At 30.4% G+C, this 21572-nt stretch carries 18 protein-coding genes and 2 pseudogenes; 12 read left to right on the top strand and 8 right to left on the bottom strand.

What is annotated here, in order from left to right; translation table 11 throughout:
• Window positions 1-319 precede the first annotated feature (319 nt).
• From icaA to icaC, 4 genes are read left to right on the top strand one after another with little or no spacing between them, the layout of a single operon-like run.
• A complete protein-coding gene (icaA, locus tag KA856_RS04405; protein WP_192945564.1) occupies window positions 320-1549 on the top strand; it encodes a poly-beta-1,6 N-acetyl-D-glucosamine synthase IcaA in 1230 nt (409 codons plus the stop codon).
• A 50-nt stretch (window positions 1550-1599) separates the two neighbouring features.
• Window positions 1600-1821, top strand: a complete 222-nt coding sequence (locus tag KA856_RS14100; protein ID WP_194375771.1) for an adhesion protein — start codon at window positions 1600-1602, stop codon at window positions 1819-1821.
• A complete protein-coding gene (gene icaB / locus KA856_RS04395; RefSeq protein ID WP_103301675.1) occupies window positions 1818-2672 on the top strand; it encodes an intercellular adhesin biosynthesis polysaccharide N-deacetylase in 855 nt (284 codons plus the stop codon). Before KA856_RS14100 ends, icaB begins: the two co-directional genes overlap by 4 nt.
• Entirely contained in the window at window positions 2665-3717 is a 1053-nt protein-coding gene (gene icaC / locus KA856_RS04390; protein WP_046467880.1) for a polysaccharide intercellular adhesin biosynthesis/export protein IcaC, read from the top strand. Before icaB ends, icaC begins: the two co-directional genes overlap by 8 nt.
• Before the next feature lie 17 nt (window positions 3718-3734).
• Here icaC and KA856_RS04385 read toward each other — a convergent pair whose 3' ends face one another.
• The 3 genes and pseudogenes from KA856_RS04385 to rbsR all read right to left on the bottom strand — a co-directional run bounded on the left by KA856_RS04385 (window position 3735) and on the right by rbsR (window position 7345).
• Window positions 3735-4787 (bottom strand): family 20 glycosylhydrolase, encoded by a 1053-nt coding sequence (locus KA856_RS04385; RefSeq protein ID WP_081256381.1) that lies wholly within the window; start codon window positions 4785-4787, stop codon window positions 3735-3737.
• Between the two features lie 643 nt (window positions 4788-5430).
• Window positions 5431-6103 (bottom strand): annotated as a pseudogene (locus tag KA856_RS04380) (IS6 family transposase).
• Window positions 6104-6355: 252 nt separating this feature from the next.
• Window positions 6356-7345 carry a ribose utilization transcriptional repressor RbsR gene (gene rbsR, locus KA856_RS04375; RefSeq protein WP_192945217.1) on the bottom strand — a complete coding sequence of 330 codons (990 nt, stop codon included), beginning with the start codon at window positions 7343-7345 and terminating at the stop codon, window positions 6356-6358.
• Between the two features lie 283 nt (window positions 7346-7628).
• On the opposite strand from rbsR, the gene KA856_RS13850 reads away from it, so the two are divergent.
• From KA856_RS13850 to KA856_RS04340, 8 genes are all read left to right on the top strand, one after another.
• A complete protein-coding gene (locus tag KA856_RS13850) occupies window positions 7629-7727 on the top strand; it encodes a hypothetical protein (protein WP_236593591.1) in 99 nt (32 codons plus the stop codon).
• A 791-nt stretch (window positions 7728-8518) separates the two neighbouring features.
• Entirely contained in the window at window positions 8519-9598 is a 1080-nt protein-coding gene (locus tag KA856_RS04370) for a GntR family transcriptional regulator (RefSeq protein WP_192945218.1), read from the top strand.
• Between the two features lie 143 nt (window positions 9599-9741).
• On the top strand, window positions 9742-11340 hold the full coding sequence (locus KA856_RS04365; RefSeq protein WP_192945219.1) for a xylulokinase: 1599 nt from the start codon (window positions 9742-9744) through the stop codon (window positions 11338-11340).
• Between the two features lies 1 nt (window position 11341).
• Window positions 11342-12037, top strand: coding sequence for an L-ribulose-5-phosphate 4-epimerase (locus KA856_RS04360; protein ID WP_002506429.1), 696 nt, complete (start codon window positions 11342-11344; stop codon window positions 12035-12037).
• Between the two features lie 12 nt (window positions 12038-12049).
• A complete protein-coding gene (araA, locus tag KA856_RS04355; protein ID WP_192945220.1) occupies window positions 12050-13471 on the top strand; it encodes an L-arabinose isomerase in 1422 nt (473 codons plus the stop codon).
• 72 nt (window positions 13472-13543) lie between these two features.
• Window positions 13544-14953, top strand: coding sequence for a sugar porter family MFS transporter (locus KA856_RS04350; protein WP_192945221.1), 1410 nt, complete (start codon window positions 13544-13546; stop codon window positions 14951-14953).
• A 710-nt stretch (window positions 14954-15663) separates the two neighbouring features.
• Entirely contained in the window at window positions 15664-15756 is a 93-nt protein-coding gene (locus KA856_RS04345; protein ID WP_192945222.1) for a type I toxin-antitoxin system Fst family toxin, read from the top strand.
• Between the two features lie 369 nt (window positions 15757-16125).
• The gene (locus KA856_RS04340; RefSeq protein ID WP_210138518.1) at window positions 16126-17163 is read left to right on the top strand and encodes a 2,3-butanediol dehydrogenase; all 1038 of its coding nucleotides are present in this window, start codon (window positions 16126-16128) and stop codon (window positions 17161-17163) included.
• 130 nt (window positions 17164-17293) lie between these two features.
• Here the strand turns inward: KA856_RS04340 and KA856_RS04335 are convergent, their stop codons facing one another.
• From KA856_RS04335 to KA856_RS04315, 5 genes and pseudogenes are all read right to left on the bottom strand, one after another.
• Window positions 17294-17668, bottom strand: coding sequence for a hypothetical protein (locus KA856_RS04335; protein WP_011867723.1), 375 nt, complete (start codon window positions 17666-17668; stop codon window positions 17294-17296).
• A gap of 7 nt (window positions 17669-17675) precedes the next feature.
• Window positions 17676-18200, bottom strand: coding sequence for an acyl-CoA thioesterase (locus KA856_RS04330; RefSeq protein WP_064209988.1), 525 nt, complete (start codon window positions 18198-18200; stop codon window positions 17676-17678).
• A gap of 109 nt (window positions 18201-18309) precedes the next feature.
• Entirely contained in the window at window positions 18310-19197 is an 888-nt protein-coding gene (gene cidR / locus KA856_RS04325) for a cidABC operon transcriptional activator CidR (RefSeq protein ID WP_210138517.1), read from the bottom strand.
• 26 nt (window positions 19198-19223) lie between these two features.
• Window positions 19224-19755: pseudogene (locus tag KA856_RS04320) on the bottom strand (recombinase family protein).
• Between the two features lie 1090 nt (window positions 19756-20845).
• Window positions 20846-21028 (bottom strand): hypothetical protein, encoded by a 183-nt coding sequence (locus tag KA856_RS04315; protein ID WP_210138516.1) that lies wholly within the window; start codon window positions 21026-21028, stop codon window positions 20846-20848.
• Window positions 21029-21572 lie beyond the last annotated feature (544 nt).

Below are 21572 nucleotides of genomic sequence, written 5' to 3'. Positions count from 1 at the left end.
ATGCTGATGATATGACGCAAGATGAATTGGTAGATTATGTATTATCTTATATTGAAGTATTTCTCACAAACTAAAAAGCGCATTCCATATCGATATGGAATGCGCTTTTTAGTTTGTGATCTAATATTACAAAATTATTACAAATTAAAGAAGATTATTATAAAAAATAGCATGTTAGCGTTTACTTATTATATATTGTTGTTTAACAATATAGTTTTGTTACAATGCAATTACGCAGTAATAAAACTATAATAAATAAAGTTTTGAAAAATTTTATTGGGTGTATTATGATGATTGATAGTTAGTTAGGGGAGATTAAATGAAACTATACAATTTACTATTGTTATACCCACTGTTTATGTCGGTTTATTGGATTATTGGGACACTATATTACGTATTACTAAGGGAAATTAAAAACAAAAATGAACCTACATATAAGACATATGGAGAAGGTATATCATTCTTAATACCTTGCTACAACGAAGAAGAAACAATTGAAGATACGATTAAAAATGTATTAAATTTAGAGTTTCCGAACAAACAGATTATTGTAATTAATGACGGAAGTTCTGATGATTCTGAAAAAATTGTGTCAAAATTGAAAGAAAAATTAGATTTTGTATTTGTGAATTTAGAAGAAAATAACGGCAAGGCTAACGCCCTTAATGAAGGAATAAAGTATGCGACATATGACTATGTTATGGGTATCGATGCCGATACAATCATTGACGAAAAAGCACCATATTTCATGATAGAAAACTTCAAAAAAAATTCTAATCTTGCAGCCGTAACAGGCAACCCTAGGATTAGAAATAAAAGTTCTATATTAGGTAAAATTCAAACAATAGAATATGCAAGTATGGTAGGTAGTATTAAAAGAACACAATCCATCGCTGGAAAAATAAATACAATTTCAGGTGTTTTTACATTGTTTAAAAAAGAAGCAGTTGAAAAGGTTGGGAAATGGGATATAGATATGATAACTGAAGATATCGCTATATCGTGGAAGTTTCATATTAACAAATTTCAGATTAAATATGAGCCACGAGCATTGTGCTGGATGCTTGTTCCTGAATCTATTGGAGGTCTTTGGAAACAGCGAGTAAGATGGGCGCAAGGTGGCCAAGAGGTGTTGATCAGGGATTTCAAAAAGGGAATTAAGTCTTTTAATTTTCCTTTGTACTTTTTACTTTTCGAACAAATTTTTTCGCTTATTTGGGTTTATTGCGTTGTCCTATTACTAGGTTTGACAATTATTAATGCAAATTTTTTAGACATATATTATCTAGAATATCAATTCACTATTATTATTCTTTCTGCATTTGTTTTAACTTTCATTAATACAGTTCAATTTATTATTTCTCTTATTATTGATAGCAAATATGAAAAAGTAAATGTATTTATAGTTGTTTTTCTAAGTTGGTACCCAACTGTGTATTGGGTTCTTAATGCTTTAGTAGCAATTGTTGCCTTTCCAAAAGCTTTAAAAAGGCAGAAAGGGGTGTATGCAACTTGGTCAAGTCCAGACAGGGGAAACATCAAACGGTAAAATCGAGTTTAAATGTAATACGAGAAGTATGTGTTCTTCTTTTCACTGCTATGTTCTGGTTATATTGTTGTACTGCGATTATAGTGATTGGTGGTTCATTGTTACATATTAATGTGGAAACAGTTCTAATGATAAGAACAGTACTTAATATTGAAGTTGATGATATAAACTATCTTTTTAAACTCATAGCAATTTTTGCAGTAATTACTTTCTCATTGCTAACATTATCTCTTATCACACAAAAATTGAAAGGAAGTAAAGGAAATCTATGAGTAGACGATTACTATTATTTACTTTGATATTGCTTATTATTATAAGTTCAAACTTACTAATGAACAACCAAAAAGTTCAATCTAAAGAAAAGGAAATAAAATACAAAGAAAATAGCGCACTTGCTTTAAACTATCATCGCATTAGAAACGATAACTTTTTCGATGACTTTTTATCTATATTTTCAAATAGTAAAGAACTTTCAACCTACAGTATTACTAAAGAGGAATTTGAAAAGCAAATTAAATGGTTAAAAGAACAGCATGCCCATTTTTTAACTGAGGAAGAGTTTATTAAATATAAGAAAATTGGGAAATTTCCTAAAAGAAGTGTTTGGATAAATTTTGACGATATGGATCAATCAATTTATAAAAATGCACACCCCGTATTAGAAAAATATAATATCCCGGCTACGGGTTTTGTTATTACTGGGAATGTTGGAGCTGAAAATTTTAATAACTTAAACTTGATAACTCTAAAAGAATTGAAAAAAATGAAAAAATCAGGTTTATGGACTTTTAGTTCTCATACTAATAATTTACATAAATTAAGTAAAAACAAATCTATGATGGTGAAAACTTCAAATAAAAACTTTGTAGATGATATTAGTAAAAGTAATGAATATTTAAAAAAACATTTCAATTACGATAATGAGTCATTAGCATATCCTTATGGCCAAATAGATCAAGAAAAAGAGAAAAATTTGAAAAAAGCAGGTATAAAATATGGTTATGTGTTAGAGGAAAGGCCTGTGGAACCTGGTGATGATAATTATTACATTCCACGAATACTTGTAAGTGATGATGCATTTCATCAAATAATTCAGAAGTGGGATGGATTTAAAAATGAATAAAAAAAAGACTGAGTTAATATATTTACGTGCGTTTATTTGTATACTTATTATAGTAACTCATTTGTTAACTCAAATGATGAACGATATTGATGATACTGAAATAAACCAATTAAAACTTCTTTATTATGTTCAAAATATTGTTATCTTTGGTACACCGAGTTTTATTATCTTATCTCAATTATTAACAACTTTGAATTATGAGAAAATAACATTTAAATATTTATGGTCTAGATTTAAATATATCTTTATTCCTTATTTAACCATCGGGTTATTTTACTGTTATACAGAATCGCTTAAATTAAATAGTCCATTTTTACATCAATTTTATGAAAACGTTGTTTTAGGATATTGGTATGGTTATTTTATTATAGTTATTTTACAATATTTTATACTAAGTTATTTTATATATAAAATTTCAAGTAAGATTTTTGAAAGCAAGGTAATACTATTAATTTCTTTAATAATTCAAATAACTTTTTTACATTTACTACACAATAATAATGAATTTGCTGAAAATTTCCATGCTATTTATCCTTTAAGTGACAATACCTTCATTTTAGGTTGGATATTTTTCTTTTTTTTAGGTGGTTATATTGGGAAGAACTACAATAATATAACTGCTTTTTTAAGGAATTATTTATTTATAATTTTGGTTTTAGCAATTTTATCTTTTGTTTTGTTTATCATTATGTTCTCTCATGATTATTGGAATGTTACTAGTTATACAGAAGCATTAATTTTTTATCATTCTTTCATGTTTTTATTATTACTCGGTGCAACCCTTCATTTTAAGGAATTTATGTTTTATTCTATAAATTTAGTTAATACTTTTTCGTTCTTTGTATATTTATTGCATCCTATTGTTATAGATGCTCTTTATGAAAATACTTCAGTATATATTGACCATACCTTTATTTTCTTGGCAGTGTCATTATTATTTATATTAGGTCTATGCATAGGTGTGGGCATTATACTAAGAGAATTTTATATTTTTAGATTTGTTATTGGTAAACAGCCCTATAGCTTAAAACTAGATTTAAAATAAAGCAAAGTTTAAAAGTATTATTTATTTAAATATGTGCGTATAAGTGGTAGTTCTTGGTTGAGAACTTCTTCCTCTCTCATGCCTGTAGCATGCTCGCCCCAAAAGCTTAAAGCAGAACCTTGGATATTTAAAGAATCTACTTCATAATATGGATTCTTTAAATAGTAAAAACTATTGTGATTATATGCCCAACTGATATAGCTAGTTTGTTCTTCTATATCAGTTGGGCTATAGTTTTTAGAAGGTAAAAAATATAGTGAATAAAAATTATAATTGTAAACTTTAAAATTATAGTCTAAAAAATCTTCGACAGTGATCCCTGGTTCATTATTTTCATTATTACTTTGTTTCCAATAAATTACTGAAAAGTAATTTTTTAATAATTTCAAACCATTTTTAGTAATAGAATCATTCCATATTTGTGGTTCATATCCATTTTGATAAGCATATTCACCAATTTCATTCATAAAATTAATGAAGTCATTTTGGTATGATTTTCCACCAGGAACCTCATCACCGCCCAATACTATTCTTTGTTCTTTTTGAAAATTTGGTTGATGAAAGAGATCTAAAATTTCTTTGATTTGCCTTTTGCTAATCTCTAATGCTTTTTGATTAGAAAAAAAATCAATTGTTTCATCGCTATAATCGCTTACGATATTTTCGTGTAAGTTTGAATTTTCATTTTTTAATAACAATAACCAAGCTTTTGAATGAGAAGGTAAATCAAATTCTGGAACAACCATTATATTTAACTTATTACTATAATGAATAAGGTTCTTTAACTCTTGTTGACTTAAATAATTTTGTGAAGCTATATTTTCGTGTTTAAAAAATTGAGATTCAATTGCATAGTTTTCATTATCAGAAAAATGAAGTTGTAAGTAATCCCCATTATTTTCATGAATTGTATCAACAATCTTTTTGAGTGATTTCAAGGAATAATCTTTTCTAGCTATATCAACATTGATTCCCTTTTGAAAATCTTGAGCATGGACAGAAAAAGAGTTGAATAAAAAAAGATATGAAAGTAAAGTTGAAGTTGAGAAAATAATTTTAATGTAGACCACCTATATTTAAGTTTTATTTAATTTAAATATAACTTAAATGCTATTGAAAGTAAAAGTATTTATTAGCAGAAACTTCCACTGTATAGCGTATACCTTTTCAGTTCCTATAATTAAGTAATTATGTTAACCAAACCAAAAGCCCAAAACACTGTTAAATCAGTGTTTTGGGCTTTTATCATTTGTGATCCTTTATACATGGTTTATACATCTCTGATTTAACACGTTTTCATGTGTTTTCATCAGTATTGTTTTTGTATTTTTATTCAAATTCTTAAAGTGTCGTATTAACTTATACATTTTTGTTATACTAGAAAAGCACTTCCTGTGCAGAAAGGGGGTGCTGTATATGCTTGTTGTAATCTCATTTGTCTTAGGTTTTATCTCGTCAGTTGTTGCCGGTATAGTTGCGAACTATATATTTGATCAACTTAAGGGATAAAATAAAAGCCCCCACATTAGCTTGCCGGCGTGTGGGGGCTTTCTGTATATACTAAGTTGTAACTCATTTGTTAATTATATGATAACATAACAGTCCCCAAAAGTGAACTGAGTTTGATTTTCTGAACTCGTACTATAGATACTGAGGTTCTGTTGCAAAGTAAAAAAATATAGCTAACCACTAATTTATCATGTCAGTGTTCGCTTAACTTGCTAGCATGAGGCTAATTTCGTGGCATGGCGAAAATCCGTAGATCTGAAGAGACCTGCGGTTCTTTTTATATAGAGCGTAAATACAATCAATACCTTTTAAAGTATTCTTTGCCGTATTGATACTTTGATATCTTGTCTTTCTTACTTAATATGACGGTGACCTTGCTCAATGAGATTATTCAGATATTTCGATGTACAATGACAGTCAGGTTTAAGTTTAAAAGCTTTAATTACTTTAACCATTGCTACCTTCGTTGAAGGTGCCTGATTTGTAATTACCTTTTGAGGTTTACCAAATTGTTTAATGAGACGTTTGATAAACGCATATGCTGAATGATTATCTCGTTGCTTACGCAACCAAATATCTAATGTATGTCCCTCTGCATCAATGGCACGATATAAATAGCTCCATTTTCCTTTTATTTTGATGTACGTCTCATCAATACGCCATTTGTAGTAAGCTTTTGTATGCTTTTCTTCCAAATTTGATATAAAATTGGGGCATATTCTTGAACCCAACGGTAGACCGTTGAATGATGAACGTTTACACCACGTTCCTTTAATATTTCAGATATATCACGATAACTCAATGCATATCTTAGATAGTAGCCAACGGCTACAGTGATAACATCCTTGTTAAATTGTTTATATCTGAAATAGTTCATACAGAAGACTCCTTTTTGTTAAAATTATACTATAAATTCAGCTTTGCAACAGAACCTGATTATTTTTAGGTAAAACGATTTAGTAAAACGTTTTACTAAGTCATAATAACATCAATTTCTATATTTGTACACGCTTTCATTTTTTACAAAAAAATATAAGACCTAGAAGATAAGCTGAAAATTGATAACTGCTAACTCGAGTCAAGCAATCAATGACATATCTTTAAGACTTATATTATGTGTGTTTTATTTTTAAAAATGTTGCGTTGTTTCTCTGATAATTAACTCATTATGTAATGCAACGTTATGTAAAGTTGCATCATTTTGATTCAGCTTATGAGTGATTAAAGCTAATGCAGCCTCGCCTATTTCTTTAATAGGTTGTGCAACTGTGGTGAGGGAAGGGACAAGATATTTTGCAATGTCTATATTATCAAAGCCAATAACTGAAATATCGTTTGGTACGTGAAATCCTTTATCAGCGAGGCCACGCATAATACCAATAGCCATCTCATCATTTGTTGCAAAAATAGCACTAGATTTGGACTTTATAATATCATCAATGACTGCAAATCCACCTTCTTTATTTAAAGGGGTTTCGATAATTATAGGAGATGGTATCTCATGCATTTCACAATATTTGATGAAACCATCTGTTCTTGCTTTCATATTACTCGTTAAATTATAAGGTTGAATGATTGAAATGTGCGTGTGGCCGTAATCAATAAGATGTGCGGCTGCCAGTTCACCACCATTGCGTTCATTTGTTTTTACGATATCAGTAAATCCATGGTCATCACTTTGATCTAGTACGATATAGGGTATATTATGATTTAATAAATATTGATTTAAACGAGACGGGTTCTTAATCATCTGCGCAATAATCAGACCATTCATGCCTCGTTCGACAAGATGCATAATCCCTTCTTCGATTTTATCTTCCTTTGTTGTTAAGAAGAATAAATCGACATCATCTGGTTTGTGATCGTCCATAGTTTGCATCATCGTGGAAAAGAATGGATTAGTTAAATTTGGTAATAGCACACCGATTAATTTTGTTTGGCTACCACGTAATTGTTGTGCATTTTTATTAGGGAAGTAGCCTAATCGCTCTTTAGCAGCAATGACTTTGTTTACTGTTTCCTCTGAAAAACGGTTGCTTTTTTTATTTAAAATTTGCGAAACCGTAGTCAAAGACACGTCTGCTTCTTTAGCTACATCTTTGATAGAAACTTTTTTCATCCAAGTTCACTCCTTATACAATCTATCCATTTAATATAATAAGTAATATTTTTATTAATTATAGCGTACCATGTACAAAGTAAAATGTATCCATTTCTTATTAATAAAATGAAAACGTTTTATATTTTGGGGGTGAGTTTTTTTAAAAGTGAAGAAAAGATAGGAGTCACGCAGTTCATGTAGTAAAATATTTTTACAGACAAGTTGGAATAAAGGTGGCTAATCTCATTGAAAATGGGGTGATGCCTATGATTTTGGTCTCTACTCCAAGAAAGGATAGAAAATGACGGATTATGAAATCTTGATGGTTGTGTTAACAATCATTGGACTCATTTTAGTTTGTAATAGCCAAAAAAATAACGTTCCAACTTTAGGCAGATAAATGTTGAAACGTTATTTTCACTTTGTCTAGCCACCGTCTTTTTAACGGGTCTGTGAGGGAGGTATGTTCACGCATATCTCCTTCTTAATTTTAATATAACAACGGTTAATTCATAAGTCAAAAGATTTTATTATATTTTTAAAAGCGTACATAGAGACGTTATAAGAATTCAATAAAATGATTCATATAGGGATAGTTAAATTTTTCAAAAAGTGAAGAAAAGGTAGGAGTGACGCAGTTCATGTAGTAAAATATTTTTACAGGCAAGTTGGAATAAAGGTGGCTAATCTCATTGAAAATGGGGTGATGCCTATGATTTTGGTCTCTACTCCAAGAAAGGATAGAAAATGACTGATTATGAAATCTTAATGGTTATGTTAACAATCATTGGTCTCATATTAATTTGTAATAGCCAAAAAAATAACGTTCCAACTTTAGGCAGATAAATGTTGAAACGTTATTTTCACTTTGTCTAGCCACCGTCTTTTTAACGGGTCTGTGAGGGAGGTATGTTCACGCATATCTCCTTCTTAATTTTAATATAACAACAGTTCAATTCATAAGTCAAAAGATTTTAATGAGTGACGTTTCAATGGCTTAACAGTAGTCTTTCAAGAGGGAAGGCAGTACAAAGAACGACGTTTAAACTAAGTACGTAATTACTTTATATTATATGATGAATTCAACGTATAAATTCAATTTTTCTTAAAATTTGATTCATTGAATAAATATGACGTATGCTATAATATGCGGTATTAAGACAAATTGGTGAGACTAGGAGATTTTCAATTATGAATAAGCCGAAATATCAAATTGTAGCGGACGAAATTAAAGAAAAAATAATTAACAAAAGCTATCAAGTTGGAATGCTCTTACCTACAGAAAAGCAATTTCAGGATAGGTATAATTTAAGTCGCTATACAATCAGACAAGCAATGGATTTATTAGTCAAAGAAGGATACATTAAAAAGAAAAAAGGTTCTGGATCATATGTGAGTTACAATTATTTAAATACAAATCAGAACAATGAAACTAAAAAAATAGGCGTAATCGTGACTTACTTATCGGATTATATTTTCCCGAGTATTATTCGAGGTATTGAGAATGTATTAAAAAAGAATGGCTATTCTTTAATATTAGCAAGTACGAATAACAATCATGAGGAAGAACGTAAATGTTTAGAGATGATACTGAATCAAGGTGTGACGGGACTTATTATAGAACCTACTAAGAGTAATGTCTATAACCCGAATTTGTCCTATTATTCATTATTCAAACAGCGAGATATTCCGATTTTAATGATTAATGCTAAGTATGATGAGTTGAAATTGCCTTATATAGCAATTGATGATGTGAAATCTGGCTATTTAGCAACAAAATATTTAGTAGATCAAGGACATGAAAATATTGCTTTAATTACTAAAATAGACGATAACCAAGGTAAATTAAGAATGAAAGGTTATTTTAATGCTTTTGAAAGTAATCATATTCTTTTTAAAGGCGAACATATTTATACATTTGATACCGAAAGTAAGCCACAAGTCATCGAACAAATTGTTCAGCATATTTGTGAGAAAAAGATTAATATCACTGGCTTAGTTTGTTATAACGATGAAATTGCTTACGAGATCATCCAAAGATTAAAACAGCGAAATGTGCAGATACCAAGCGATTTATCTGTGGTTGGCGAAGATAATTCAGTGCTAAGTAAATTGAGTGAGATGGATTTGACTACAACGTCACATCCTCAAGAATTACTTGGTAGAAAAGCAGCAGAATGGATGATTACCGCGATAAATACAGATAAAAAACAAACGTCACAACTTATAGATACATATATTATCGAACGAAATTCTGTAAAAAAAATATAAAAGACAGGCTCAAATCAATCACGCTATTGGTTTGAGCTTTTTTATAATTCAAAACATGTACGGACATAAAATAATAAACATTGACATGTACGGACAAATATTATAAGGTATATTTGAAAACGGTTTCAATAGGAGTGTTTGAAATGGATGGTTTGAAGAAAGCATTAAGTAGTGAAGATATATCGATTGGTATTGAACTTGGTTCTACAAGAATTAAAACCGTAGCAATTGATCAGCATTTAAATACAGTTGCATCTGGACATTTTGAATGGGAAAACCAATTCGTAGATGGATATTGGACATATTCTATTAATGATATCTGGGTCGGGTTACAGAAAAGTTATAGTGCAATGACAACAGAAATGAAAGAAAAACATAATTTAACATTAAAACAAGTGAAGTCGATTGGTATCAGCGGTATGATGCATGGTTATCTAGCGTTTGATCATAATGAAGATTTACTTGTACCATTTAGAACTTGGAGAAATGGTAATACAGCAAAGGCAGCTACGTTACTTAGCGAAGCATTTCAATTTAATATTCCAGAACGTTGGAGTATTGCGCATGTATATCAAGCCATATTAGATAAAGAAGTCCATGTGAATCAAATTGAATATTTAACAACGTTAGCTGGGTATGTGCACTGGTACTTAACTGGAGAAAAAGTTGTCGGTATTGGCGAGGCTTCAGGCATGTTCCCAATAGATGTTAACAAAAAAGCTTATAGATCAGATTTATTAAATACAGCTAATGACTTATTTAAAGGAAAAGGATTTGAAAAGTCAGTATCAGCTATATTACCTGAAATTAAATTGGCAGGTGAAAGTGGCGGTCGTCTTACAAGTGATGGTGCAACATTATTAGATCCTTCAGGTAATCTCGAAGCTGGTAGCATTATGTGTCCGCCTGAAGGCGATGCTGGTACTGGTATGGTAGCAACGAACACAGTAGCGCAGAATACAGGTAATATATCAGCCGGTACTAGTGCATTTGCAATGGTTGTATTATCTGATGCATTAAAAGGCATGTACCCAGAAATTGATGTAGTAACAACGCCCGATGGTAGTGAAGTAGCAATGATTCACACCAATAACTGTACTTCTGATATTAATGATTGGATGAACATATTTGGCGAAGTATTAAGCGTCATGGGTGTTGATTTTTCATCGGATAAGTTGTACGGACAGATATTCGAGCGTTCATTGGAAAGTGATGACAACATTGGTGGCTTACTTTCATACAACTATGTTTCAGGAGAAAACATTACAGACGTAGAGACAGGTTATCCATTATTTGTACGTGAACCAAACTATAATTTCAATTTAGCTAATTTTATGAAAATGCATTTATATAGTGCATTCAGTACTTTGAAAATTGGATTGGATTTATTGAAAAATAATGAATCGATTAACATAGATAAATTGATAGCACATGGCGGTATTTTTAAAACCAAAGGTGTCGCACAGCAAGTATTATCATCAGCACTTGAAAATAAGATTACCGTAATGGATACGGCAAGTGAAGGTGGCGCATGGGGTGTCAGTGTTTTAGCTTACTATACCGCACAAGAATCTCAACAATCTTTAGCTACATTTTTAAATGAAGTTGTATTTTTAAACACGGAAGAAGTAACTACGGAACCAGTAGAACAAGAAGTGATTAACTTTAATAACTATGTAGAAAAAGTTAAAAAAGGTTTACCTATAGAACAATCGATAGCTAAATATTTAGGAGGCAAATAACATGTTAGAAACGTTAAAAGCTGAAGTTTTTAAGGCAAATTTAGAATTGCCAAACCGAGGATTGATTAAATACACATGGGGTAATGTGAGTGCCTTTGATGCAGAATCGCAATTATTTGTTATCAAGCCGAGTGGCGTAGATTACGATGTCATGAAACCAGAAGATATGGTGGTTTGTAATTTAGATTGTGAAGTGGTTGAAGGAGATTTAAAACCTTCTTCAGATATGCCAACGCATGCTGTTCTTTATAAAGAATTTGGTGATATTGGCAGTGTCGTACATACGCATTCACCATGGGCAACAACGTGGGCGCAATCAGGATTGAACGTGCCAGCTATGGGAACAACACATGCAGATACATTCTACGGCGAAATTCCGTGTGCTAGATTTTTAACGACTGAAGAAATCAATAAAGATTATGAGTATGAAACAGGCAATGTCATTGTTGAAACATTTAAAGAAAAAGGTATCAACCCACATGAAGTACCTGCAGTATTATTGCATGGTCACGCACCATTTATTTGGGGAGATAATTGTGAAAAAGCTGTGATGAACGCAGTAGTGTTAGAAGAAGTATGTAAGATGAATATCTTCACAAGACAATTAAATCCATTCGCAGAAACATTACCTAAAGCAGTACTTGATAAACACTTTGAAAGAAAACACGGCGCAAATGCCTATTACGGACAAAACTAAGGAGGAAACAAAATGACTACAACAAAAAAATTCTGGTTTGTGATTGGATCACAAGAACTCTATGGTGATGATGCACTCGCACAAGTTAAACAAAATGCACAAAATATTACGGACGAGTTAAACGCGCAGGCACAATTACCGTTTGAAATTGAATTACAAACGAAATTAGCAATTTCTGCAGATGTTATTACAGATATTATGAAAGAAGCGAATTATCGTGATGATATTTTAGGTGTGATTACATGGATGCATACATTTTCACCAGCGAAAATGTGGATTAGAGGTACTAAATTATTACAAAAACCATTATTACATTTAGCAACTCAATACAACAATGATATTTCATGGGAAAACATTGATATGGATTATATGAATTTACATCAATCAGCACATGGAGATAGAGAATACGGTTATATTAACCGCCGTCTTAATAAGAAAAATGAAATTATTTTTGGACATTGGAAAGATGAAAATGTACAAAAGCAATTAAGAGAATGGATGGTTGTAGCTAATGCTTATAATGAAAGCTTCAACTTAAAAGTTGCAAGATTTGGTGACAACATGCGTAATGTAGCTGTTACTGAAGGGGATAAAATCGAAGCACAAATCCAATACGGTTGGACTGTGGATTATTTTGGTATAGGTGATTTAGTAGAATATGTGAATCAAGTAACAGATTCAGAAGTAGATCAATTATTTAAATCATATGAAGATTTATATGACTTTGATTACAGAGCGTACAGTAAAGACGCATTTAATGCTTCTGTTAAAGAACAAATAAAATATGAAATTGCGATTAAACGCTTTTTAGATGAGGGTGGATATACTGCTTTCACTTCTAACTTTGAAGATTTACATGGCATGAAACAATTACCAGGTTTAGCAGTACAAAGACTTAACGAACAAGGTTACGGATTTGCAGGTGAAGGTGATTGGAAGACTGCTGCTTTAGACCGCTTACTTAAAATTGCTGCAGAAAATGAAGCAACAGGGTTCATGGAAGATTATACGTACGACTTAAGAAGTCACCAATCACATATACTAGGCGCACATATGTTGGAAGTTGATCCAACATTAGCAGACACGAAACCTAAAATCGTTGTAAATCCCTTAGGTATAGGCGATAAAGAAGATCCAGCAAGATTAGTATTCGATGGAAAAGCTGGCGACGGCGTAGTGGTCACAATGATGGATCTTGGCACACACTTCAAGTTTATTGTGAATGAAATTACTGCTAAACAATTAGATGAACCTGCACCTAACTTACCAGTAGCTAGAGTGTTATGGGATGTTAAACCATCATTAGAACAAGGCGTGAAACGTTGGATTGAAGAAGGCGGTGGTCATCACACAGTACTGTCACTTAAATTGAATACATCGCAAATAGAAATATTATTAAACATGTTTGATTCAGAATATACATTAATAAATTAAATTACAGTAGATTTGTCGTTAATCAAATAACGTAATGTAAGGCATATTTTGTTTTAAAAAAGGGTGAATGGGATGAAAATAAACAGTAAAGTTTCGAATCGCTTTATCTATTTCTTCGGTGCTTTTGGTGGGATACTTTTTGGTTATGACATAGGTGTTATGACCGGAGCGTTACCATTTTTAAGAGAAGACTGGAATATTAATAGTGGATTTATAATTGGGTTAATTACTTCGTCAGTAATGCTAGGCGCAATATTTGGTGGTATTTTAGCAGGTAAATTATCTGATACGCTTGGTAGAAGGAAAATGATTTTAATTTCTGCAATCATTTTCGTAATTGGTTCTGTTTTGTCAGGCATCGCACCACATGATGGTAGTTATTTCTTAATTATATCAAGGTTAATTCTTGGATTAGCAGTTGGTGCTGCATCAGCATTAGTACCAGCTTACATGTCAGAAATGGCTCCAGCCAAGTACCGTGGTCAATTGTCTGGTATGAATCAAACAATGATTGTATCTGGGATGTTGTTATCATACATCGTAGACTATTTCTTAAGAGGTTTGCCAGTTGAAATGGGTTGGAGATTAATGTTAGGTGCAGCAGCAGTTCCAGCAGTCATTTTATTCTGGGGCGTATTAAAATTACCAGAGTCTCCAAGATTTTTAATTAAAAATAATAAATTTAAAGAAGCTAAAATAGTCTTAAGCAACCTTAGAAATAACCAAAACGTAGATAAAGAATTTGAAGAAATAAACAAGACTATTCAAATAGAAAGTAAGAATAAAGTAAACCAATCATTAGCAACATTATTTAGTGGCAAATATAAATATTTAGTTATCGCTGGATTGGGTGTAGCTGCGTTCCAACAATTCCAAGGGGCAAATGCAATATTCTACTATATTCCATTAATTGTTGAACAAGCTACAGGTAACTCAGCAAGTACAGCTTTAATGTGGCCAATTATTCAAGGTGTGATTTTAGTATTAGGATCATTACTCTTCATTTGGATAGCGGATAAATTTAACAGAAGAACATTACTTATGTTAGGTGGTACTGTGATGGGATTATCATTCATATTACCAGCAGTCATTAATTTGATATTACCAAATGCGAATCCAATACTCATTGTTATATTTTTAAGTATTTATGTAGCGTTCTATTCATTTACATGGGCGCCGTTAACATGGGTTATCGTTGGAGAAATATTCCCATTAGCAATTAGAGGATTTGCTTCAGGTGCAGCATCTTCATTAAATTGGATTGGTTCTTTCTTAGTTGGATTACTATTCCCAATTATGACAGTGTATTTCCCACAACAAATCGTATTTGCGATATTCGGCATCATTTGTATACTCGGCGTACTGTTTGTGAAAAAATTCGTTCCAGAATCTAGAGGACGTACACTAGAAGAAATCGAAGCAATCGGTGCTTCACATGCGTCAAACAATGAAAAAGCACAAGCACAAACTGAAAAAGTATAATTAAGATATTACTTTGAAACTAGGACATATATTTATGTCCTAGTCTTTTTTATTTTCACGTTCTTCTGCTACTAATTCATCAAATAATGGTTTGAAATCTCTATGTATTTTAATAGATGTTCTTGATCTAAGACTTTCATATTGATCATTCGAAGGGCTTTTTACTTTTTTATATTTGATTTTATTATAGTAGTTTCCATCATTTGCTTTCCAAGTTCTTCTCTAGTTATTTTTTTCTTTCGGCATTTTCAATCCATTCCTTTCAAATATTTGCAAGTTTTTTAATAATATACTCATATTGATTATAAATATTCAAGAGATTACTTTTATCAGACTAGTTTTGTTCTATTAACGCTACAATTTATCCTAAGAGCATGTAAAAACATGATAGATTTTTTAATAATATATAATTTCAACATCCTTTCTAATTTTAAAGATATTTAATATACACTTCTATTTTCTACTTGTAGTATTTTAAATTAGGAAAATCTATGAAAAAGAAAAGAATTGAAAAGGGATGGAGTGATAATAGAGTAGTATGTGGGGAAAAGTGAAAACTTATTTTTACTAAAATAAGTATATTTATTTTATCATTGAGCTGACATAATTCAACTTATCGGAAGTGCATATGCTTCAAAAGCTACAGGTGGTATAATAGTGGAGTCGCCTTAACTTCCGGCGGTATATTCGGCGGAAGGAGGTGAGCATCTGTGGACTTTTTATTCGTAACGGTTATTGCACCTGTGATAACTGGATGTATTTTAGCTTGGTTTACCTATTGGTTAAACCAACGCAATAAATAGGCGACTATCCATATCACATAAAGAGCCCCAACCTACGGCAATAGGTTGGGGCTCGGTGTATATCTATGGACTTTCTATTCGTTATTTGTATTATAACATCATAGTGCAGAGGAATGCAAAATTAAGATCTATATAGTAGGATAAAATAATAAAAAGAGTATTATAGGATTACTAATAATCGTTTTCTTTTCTTTTTTATTTATTTTTAGTGAAACGATAAATATATTAATATGTATTTAGATATTTTTAATTTTAAGTACACTTTATTCATATAATAATTTAGAAACAATATATTAAAAGATTAATTTATTTGAAAACAGCTTTTAAAAGGAATACTATTAAATTAACTAAATCAAGGAGGTTTTATCAATGAAAGCAGCAGTTTGGTATAGCCAAAAAGATGTACGAGTTGAAGACCGGGAATCTAAAGAGTTACAAGAGAACGAAGTGAAAGTTAAAGTGTCTTGGGCTGGCATTTGTGGTACAGACTTACATGAATACTTAGAGGGACCCATATTTATTTCAACAGATAAACCAGACCCTTTTCTTGGTCAAAAAGCGCCTGTTACATTAGGCCATGAATTTGCGGGCGTAGTGGATGATATTGGTTCTAAGGTTACACAGTTTAATAAAGGCGATCGTGTTGTCATTAATCCTACAGTTTCAAATCGTAAAAAAGAAGAAAATATTGATCTTTATGATGGTTATTCATTTATAGGCTTAGGTTCTGATGGTGGATTTGCAGAATTTACGAATGCCCCAGAAGAGAACGTTTATAAGTTACCAGATAACGTTTCTGATAAAGAAGGCGCCCTTGTAGAGCCAACCGCTGTTGCAGTTCAAGCAATTAAAGAAGGTGAAGTTCTATTTGGAGATACAGTTGCTATTTTTGGTGCAGGGCCAATCGGTTTATTAACAGTAATAGCAGCCAAAGCAGCTGGTGCTAGCAAAATATTTGTTTTCGATTTATCGGAAGAACGACTTAATAAAGCTAAATCAGTAGGTGCTACTCATACGATAAATTCTGGTGAATCAAACCCAAGTGATATTATTAGTAAATACACTGATAATGGCGTTGATGTAGCATTTGAGGTAGCTGGTGTAGCGCCAACACTTAAATCTGCAATAGATGTTACTAAAGCAAGAGGTATTGTCGTTATAGTTTCTATATTCGGTCATCCTATTGAATGGAATCCAATGCAATTAACTAATACAGGTGTAAAACTTACTTCAACGATTGCTTACACCCCCACTACATTTCAACAAACAATAGACTTAATTAACGAAGGTAATTTAAAAGTCAAAGACGTTGTTACCGATGAAATTGAGTTAGATGATATTGTGGAGTCAGGATTTAAACAACTTGTAAACGATAAATCACAAGCAAAAATTCTCGTTAAGTTATAAAAGCTAATAAAAGAGTCACTCTAAATCAGAGTGGCTCTTTTATTAGCTAAAATATAGTTTCATTTAGTCAAATAATTTGTGAATTTTTATAATTTGTTAGTCTAAGCATTCTTAATGAATTTATTATTTATTATTTAATAATTGTATTATTAAATACAAAACCAGGTTCGGCACCTAAAATGATAAGAAATATTTGTGAGTAGTCCACATTTTGGAATTTTAATATCATATCTTTAAAAAACACAAAATTAGTATCTTTTTTAACTTTTGCAACTTCTTGTTCATATAATTTTAAAACAGATTCTCTTATTAAAGTTGGTCTCTCATTTTGAATATTTTCACGGTTATCTGAAAACATAAGTACTCCTAAATATTTATAATGGATACTTAATTGTCTTGTCAAACTAGCTATATATTCTAACTTTTCATACATACTAGGAAATTCGTTTCTTAGTTTTTTCAAATCTAACTTAATTTGGTTTAATTCTTCCATTTCATTAATCATTTTATCACTACTCCAATTCCCATGGCTTATTGATATCAAGAGAGTCAATTATATTTTTAGTTTGTGATCGTTTAATTTTTCGCATTTTAGCTCTTTCTTCGCCATCCATAAATAATAATTTTTCTTCTTTGGACTGAGGAGAGATTTTGGGTATTTTAATTGGTTTTTTATTTTCATCCAAAGCTACAAAAGTAAGAAAAGCTACAGCAGCAATTTTTCTTTCTGCAGTAATCATATCTTCTGAAATGACTTTACAAAATATTTCCATAGATTTTTCTCCAGTATAAACTACATAAGATTCTATACAAACTGAATCAGATTGGGTGATTGGATATAAAAATTCTACTGAATCTGTAGAAGCTGTAACACATTCTTTAACTCTTGCATGTCTTCTAGCTGATAGCGTTGCGTTATTATCAATTTTTTTCATCAACACCCCCCCAAATAGGGTATTATAATTGTTTAAATCATTAATTAATACTTGATCCGTACTGACAATTTTACTGTCACTAGGAAATTTATAATTTTCCATAAAAAACTCCCGTTTCTATAATGTTTATGTTCTAATTATAGAGCGAGAGTGTATAAATATAAAATATCCTTTTTTTATATAGCTATAAATTTCTCAAATACTTTTATATTTAATAGTTAATTAAGAAGTTTTCTTGGAGAAATTTAATCCAATTTTTTGTTAAAGAATCAACTATAATATCTTTTCTCCAAATAATACCAAGTTCCCATTTCATGGAAGGTTCATTAATATCGATGGCTTGTAAATTATTATCTAATAAGCCTAGTATTCCTTCGGGTAATATACATATCCCTAGATTATTTAATAACATTTCTTCTATGAAGCTCCATTGGGTGGTTTCAAAAATTATATTAGGATTAAAGCCATAATTTCTACATGTATTTTTGATTTTATCGTTTAAATAGAAATCAGAATTGAATAAAATAAATTCTTGTTCTTGTAAATCTTCAATATCAATCTTTGTTTTTTTAGATAATGCATGATTTTTATGAACGACCAGTTTTAATTTTTCTTCTGAAAAAGAGAATATATCAAAGTTTTTATTATTTGTAGGAAGTACAGTAATTCCCATGTCCAAATCGCCATAATATACATCGTTTTCAATTTTTTTACTACCATTTTCAAAAAGTTGAAAAGTTATATTAGGATACATTTCATGAAATTGCGAAATTAAGTTAATTAATATTCTTATATTAATAATAGTAGGGATTCCAATTTTCAAATGTCCCTTTTTTAATTCTAATAAATTACTTAACTCATTAGGGATATTATCATACATTTTAAGCATTTCTTTACATTGGAAAAAGAAAGCTTCTCCTGCGTCAGTTAAGTATATTTGGTTTTTATACCTATTAAATAAATTTACATCTAATTCTTCTTCTAATAATTTAATTGTATTACTAATTGTGGGTTGTGTGATAAAAAGATTAGATGCTGCTTTGGTCATACTTTTTTGTTTTACAACTTCTACAAAATACTGCATATGTTTAAGTTCCAATAAATTTCCTCCTTTTTTATTATTCTCTATATCGGTGAACGACTAACATCTGTCTGTACAGCAAATCTCTTCGCCTGTAAGTTTTGTTAATCATGTATAAATTTGCTTTCTCTTTTCTTGTAATCAGGTAATGAAGCCCTTCCACCTTTGTGGCTTCTTGCTCGTGAAGTTTCTAATTCTTTTTTAGTACTTTCACTTAGCAAATTAGCTTTGAGTTCAACGAATGTACTCATCGTGTTAAAGAACATCTTGCCCATCGCATCTTTCGTGAATACATTCATACCTATAATATGTAAGTCAATACTGTTTTTAGCGAATCATTGAGATAACTCAATTAATTGCTTTGTTGTACGTCCAAGACGATCTAACTTATAGAGAATTAGAACATCTCCTTCTCATAAATAATCCAAACACTTATCAAGTTCGATTCTTATCATTTTACGATTACTTGCTTTCTCGCTAAAGATACGTTCACAACCATATTTTTTAAGTATATCAATTTACACATCAAGGCTTTGATCTTGTATTGACACATGTGCAATAACCAATTTTTGCTATTTTAATACCACCTTTTTAAACTTTTTCGGGTAAACATTAAAGAAATCTAATTCTCGATGCAAATAAACATGTCTCTCAGCGTCTGAAAACCAAGTTTTTAAAAATTCCTTTATTTAATTATTAATAGTTTCAAACGTCAGTTCATATAAATCTTTATCATCTAAATTAATGAATCCTCCCAATATTAACTCAATACCTGTTATTATTTTGATTGTGTCTTTAAATTCTTCAAACGCTTTTTTTATTAATTGGCATTAAATAATATTTATCATTAGGTAAAACATTAATGTATTTTCTCGTATAACTTCTTTTTCATTTAAATAAACTTTTATATCATATTTTTAGCAGTTCCACCCTCTAAATTTTGTAGTTTAAAAGCAGCATTTACATAGTCAGAATCAGTTTCAGCTAGACTTCTTAATTTTAAACCTTTTCCTTCTTGTTCGATAATAATTTGATCGAAGGCTAAGAACGGGATAAAAGAAATTTTAATTTATCTGACTTGTATTATTACTGAAATGTATTTATATCTTCATTTATTTGATTATCTTTATTGTTATTGTCATTAGTTATTGATTTGTTTGTATCATCTTCATTGATTAATTGTTTTATGAATTGAGCATTTTCTCAGTAGTTTTTTGTGATAGATAATCTTCTTTATCTAATATAAAGTTTGAGTTTTTATCAATTTTAACTTCTCCATAATTCAATTCTTCAAAGTTAATGTTTTTATATAACTGATTTAGTTTCTTTTATATATCTTCTATTTGTTTAATTTTTCTAGGCGCTACCATAATAAAGTGATCCTTCCTATTTTGGTTTGTCGTTTGATCTGATTCCAGTCTTACTATTTATTGAGGTTAATTCATAAATTTTGTCAGTACTAAAATGATTAAGTTGTTTTTGCTGAGCTTTTAGTCCTTCTTGAATATCATTTTCTTATTCTATTTCACTATATAATTTTACACATCTACAGTATCGTTTCTTATATTTTCAATATCAGTATTTGAAATGTCTGTACTTTCACTTGGTGCGTTATCTAAATCAGTCATTGAAATAGAATTACTAGCTCTTTTTTCGTCATCTTCATCTAAAATAAGCGAATGTATAACGAGTGAAGATGACAGAATTTGTCGAGTGAGAAAGCTCTCAATTTTAATTGTATGTTTGTATTATTTAATTCTTGCTCACCATCTTTTAAATCATGTGAATCAAAATCTAAATAATCGTAGTGTGCTAAAAACCTTAATAGATTTACATTTACTTTATCCATAATCAACACTTCTTTTATTTGAATCTAAATGTATATGTTGTTACAAAGTAACTTCATATACATTAAAATGTTTTAATATAAATTAAAAAGGCCTTCTTAATGAAAGCCTTAAAAAATCCCACTTATTTTATCGTATATTTTAAATAAAGTTTTTTTCCATTTTTAAATGTAAGTCCAATAAAACTAATTACTGATATAACTAAGGTAATATGCATAATAGAAGCATTGAAAAGAAACAACAATAGTAATAGTATGATAGGTCCAATATATATTAAATACAGACTAGCAAAAGTTGCTAGAAAACTTCTGAATTTGGAAATAAATCCGAAATATCTGTCAGGCAAAATCCTCAATAATAGTGCTACCACTATGACAATAAAAGCTGTTGAATTTATCCATATTACAATTGGGTCAGAAATATTACTATTAACAAGTTTTTCCTTTATCATTTCAACTGTATTGTTTACACTATAAACACTCATTTTGTATAGAATGTAAAATGTTGGTATTGAAATCAATACTAAAAATATATTTTCTATTTTTT

The organism is Staphylococcus sp. GDB9P120P (genome assembly GCF_017893435.1).
Lineage (GTDB): Bacteria > Bacillota > Bacilli > Staphylococcales > Staphylococcaceae > Staphylococcus > Staphylococcus cohnii.
The sequence above is the reverse complement of the archived record's forward strand: the minus strand, read 5'-3'. Positions and strand labels throughout refer to the sequence as shown.

What these genes read in the sequence shown, in the direction of transcription:
- araA (WP_192945220.1), top strand. Translation starts at nt 12,050, where the DNA reads ATGACTACAACAAAAAAATTCTGGTTTGTGATTGGATCACAAGAACTC.
- icaB (WP_103301675.1), top strand. Translation starts at nt 1,818, where the DNA reads ATGAGTAGACGATTACTATTATTTACTTTGATATTGCTTATTATTATA.
- icaA (WP_192945564.1), top strand. Translation starts at nt 320, where the DNA reads ATGAAACTATACAATTTACTATTGTTATACCCACTGTTTATGTCGGTT.
- KA856_RS13850 (WP_236593591.1), top strand. Translation starts at nt 7,629, where the DNA reads ATGACGGATTATGAAATCTTGATGGTTGTGTTAACAATCATTGGACTC.
- rbsR (WP_192945217.1), bottom strand. Translation starts at nt 7,345, where the DNA reads ATGAAAAAAGTTTCTATCAAAGATGTAGCTAAAGAAGCAGACGTGTCT.
- KA856_RS14100 (WP_194375771.1), top strand. Translation starts at nt 1,600, where the DNA reads ATGTTCTGGTTATATTGTTGTACTGCGATTATAGTGATTGGTGGTTCA.
- KA856_RS04365 (WP_192945219.1), top strand. Translation starts at nt 9,742, where the DNA reads ATGGATGGTTTGAAGAAAGCATTAAGTAGTGAAGATATATCGATTGGT.
- KA856_RS04335 (WP_011867723.1), bottom strand. Translation starts at nt 17,668, where the DNA reads ATGATTAATGAAATGGAAGAATTAAACCAAATTAAGTTAGATTTGAAA.
- KA856_RS04370 (WP_192945218.1), top strand. Translation starts at nt 8,519, where the DNA reads ATGAATAAGCCGAAATATCAAATTGTAGCGGACGAAATTAAAGAAAAA.
- KA856_RS04330 (WP_064209988.1), bottom strand. Translation starts at nt 18,200, where the DNA reads ATGGAAAATTATAAATTTCCTAGTGACAGTAAAATTGTCAGTACGGAT.
- KA856_RS04360 (WP_002506429.1), top strand. Translation starts at nt 11,342, where the DNA reads ATGTTAGAAACGTTAAAAGCTGAAGTTTTTAAGGCAAATTTAGAATTG.
- KA856_RS04340 (WP_210138518.1), top strand. Translation starts at nt 16,126, where the DNA reads ATGAAAGCAGCAGTTTGGTATAGCCAAAAAGATGTACGAGTTGAAGAC.
- KA856_RS04350 (WP_192945221.1), top strand. Translation starts at nt 13,544, where the DNA reads ATGAAAATAAACAGTAAAGTTTCGAATCGCTTTATCTATTTCTTCGGT.
- KA856_RS04315 (WP_210138516.1), bottom strand. Translation starts at nt 21,028, where the DNA reads ATGGATAAAGTAAATGTAAATCTATTAAGGTTTTTAGCACACTACGAT.
- icaC (WP_046467880.1), top strand. Translation starts at nt 2,665, where the DNA reads ATGAATAAAAAAAAGACTGAGTTAATATATTTACGTGCGTTTATTTGT.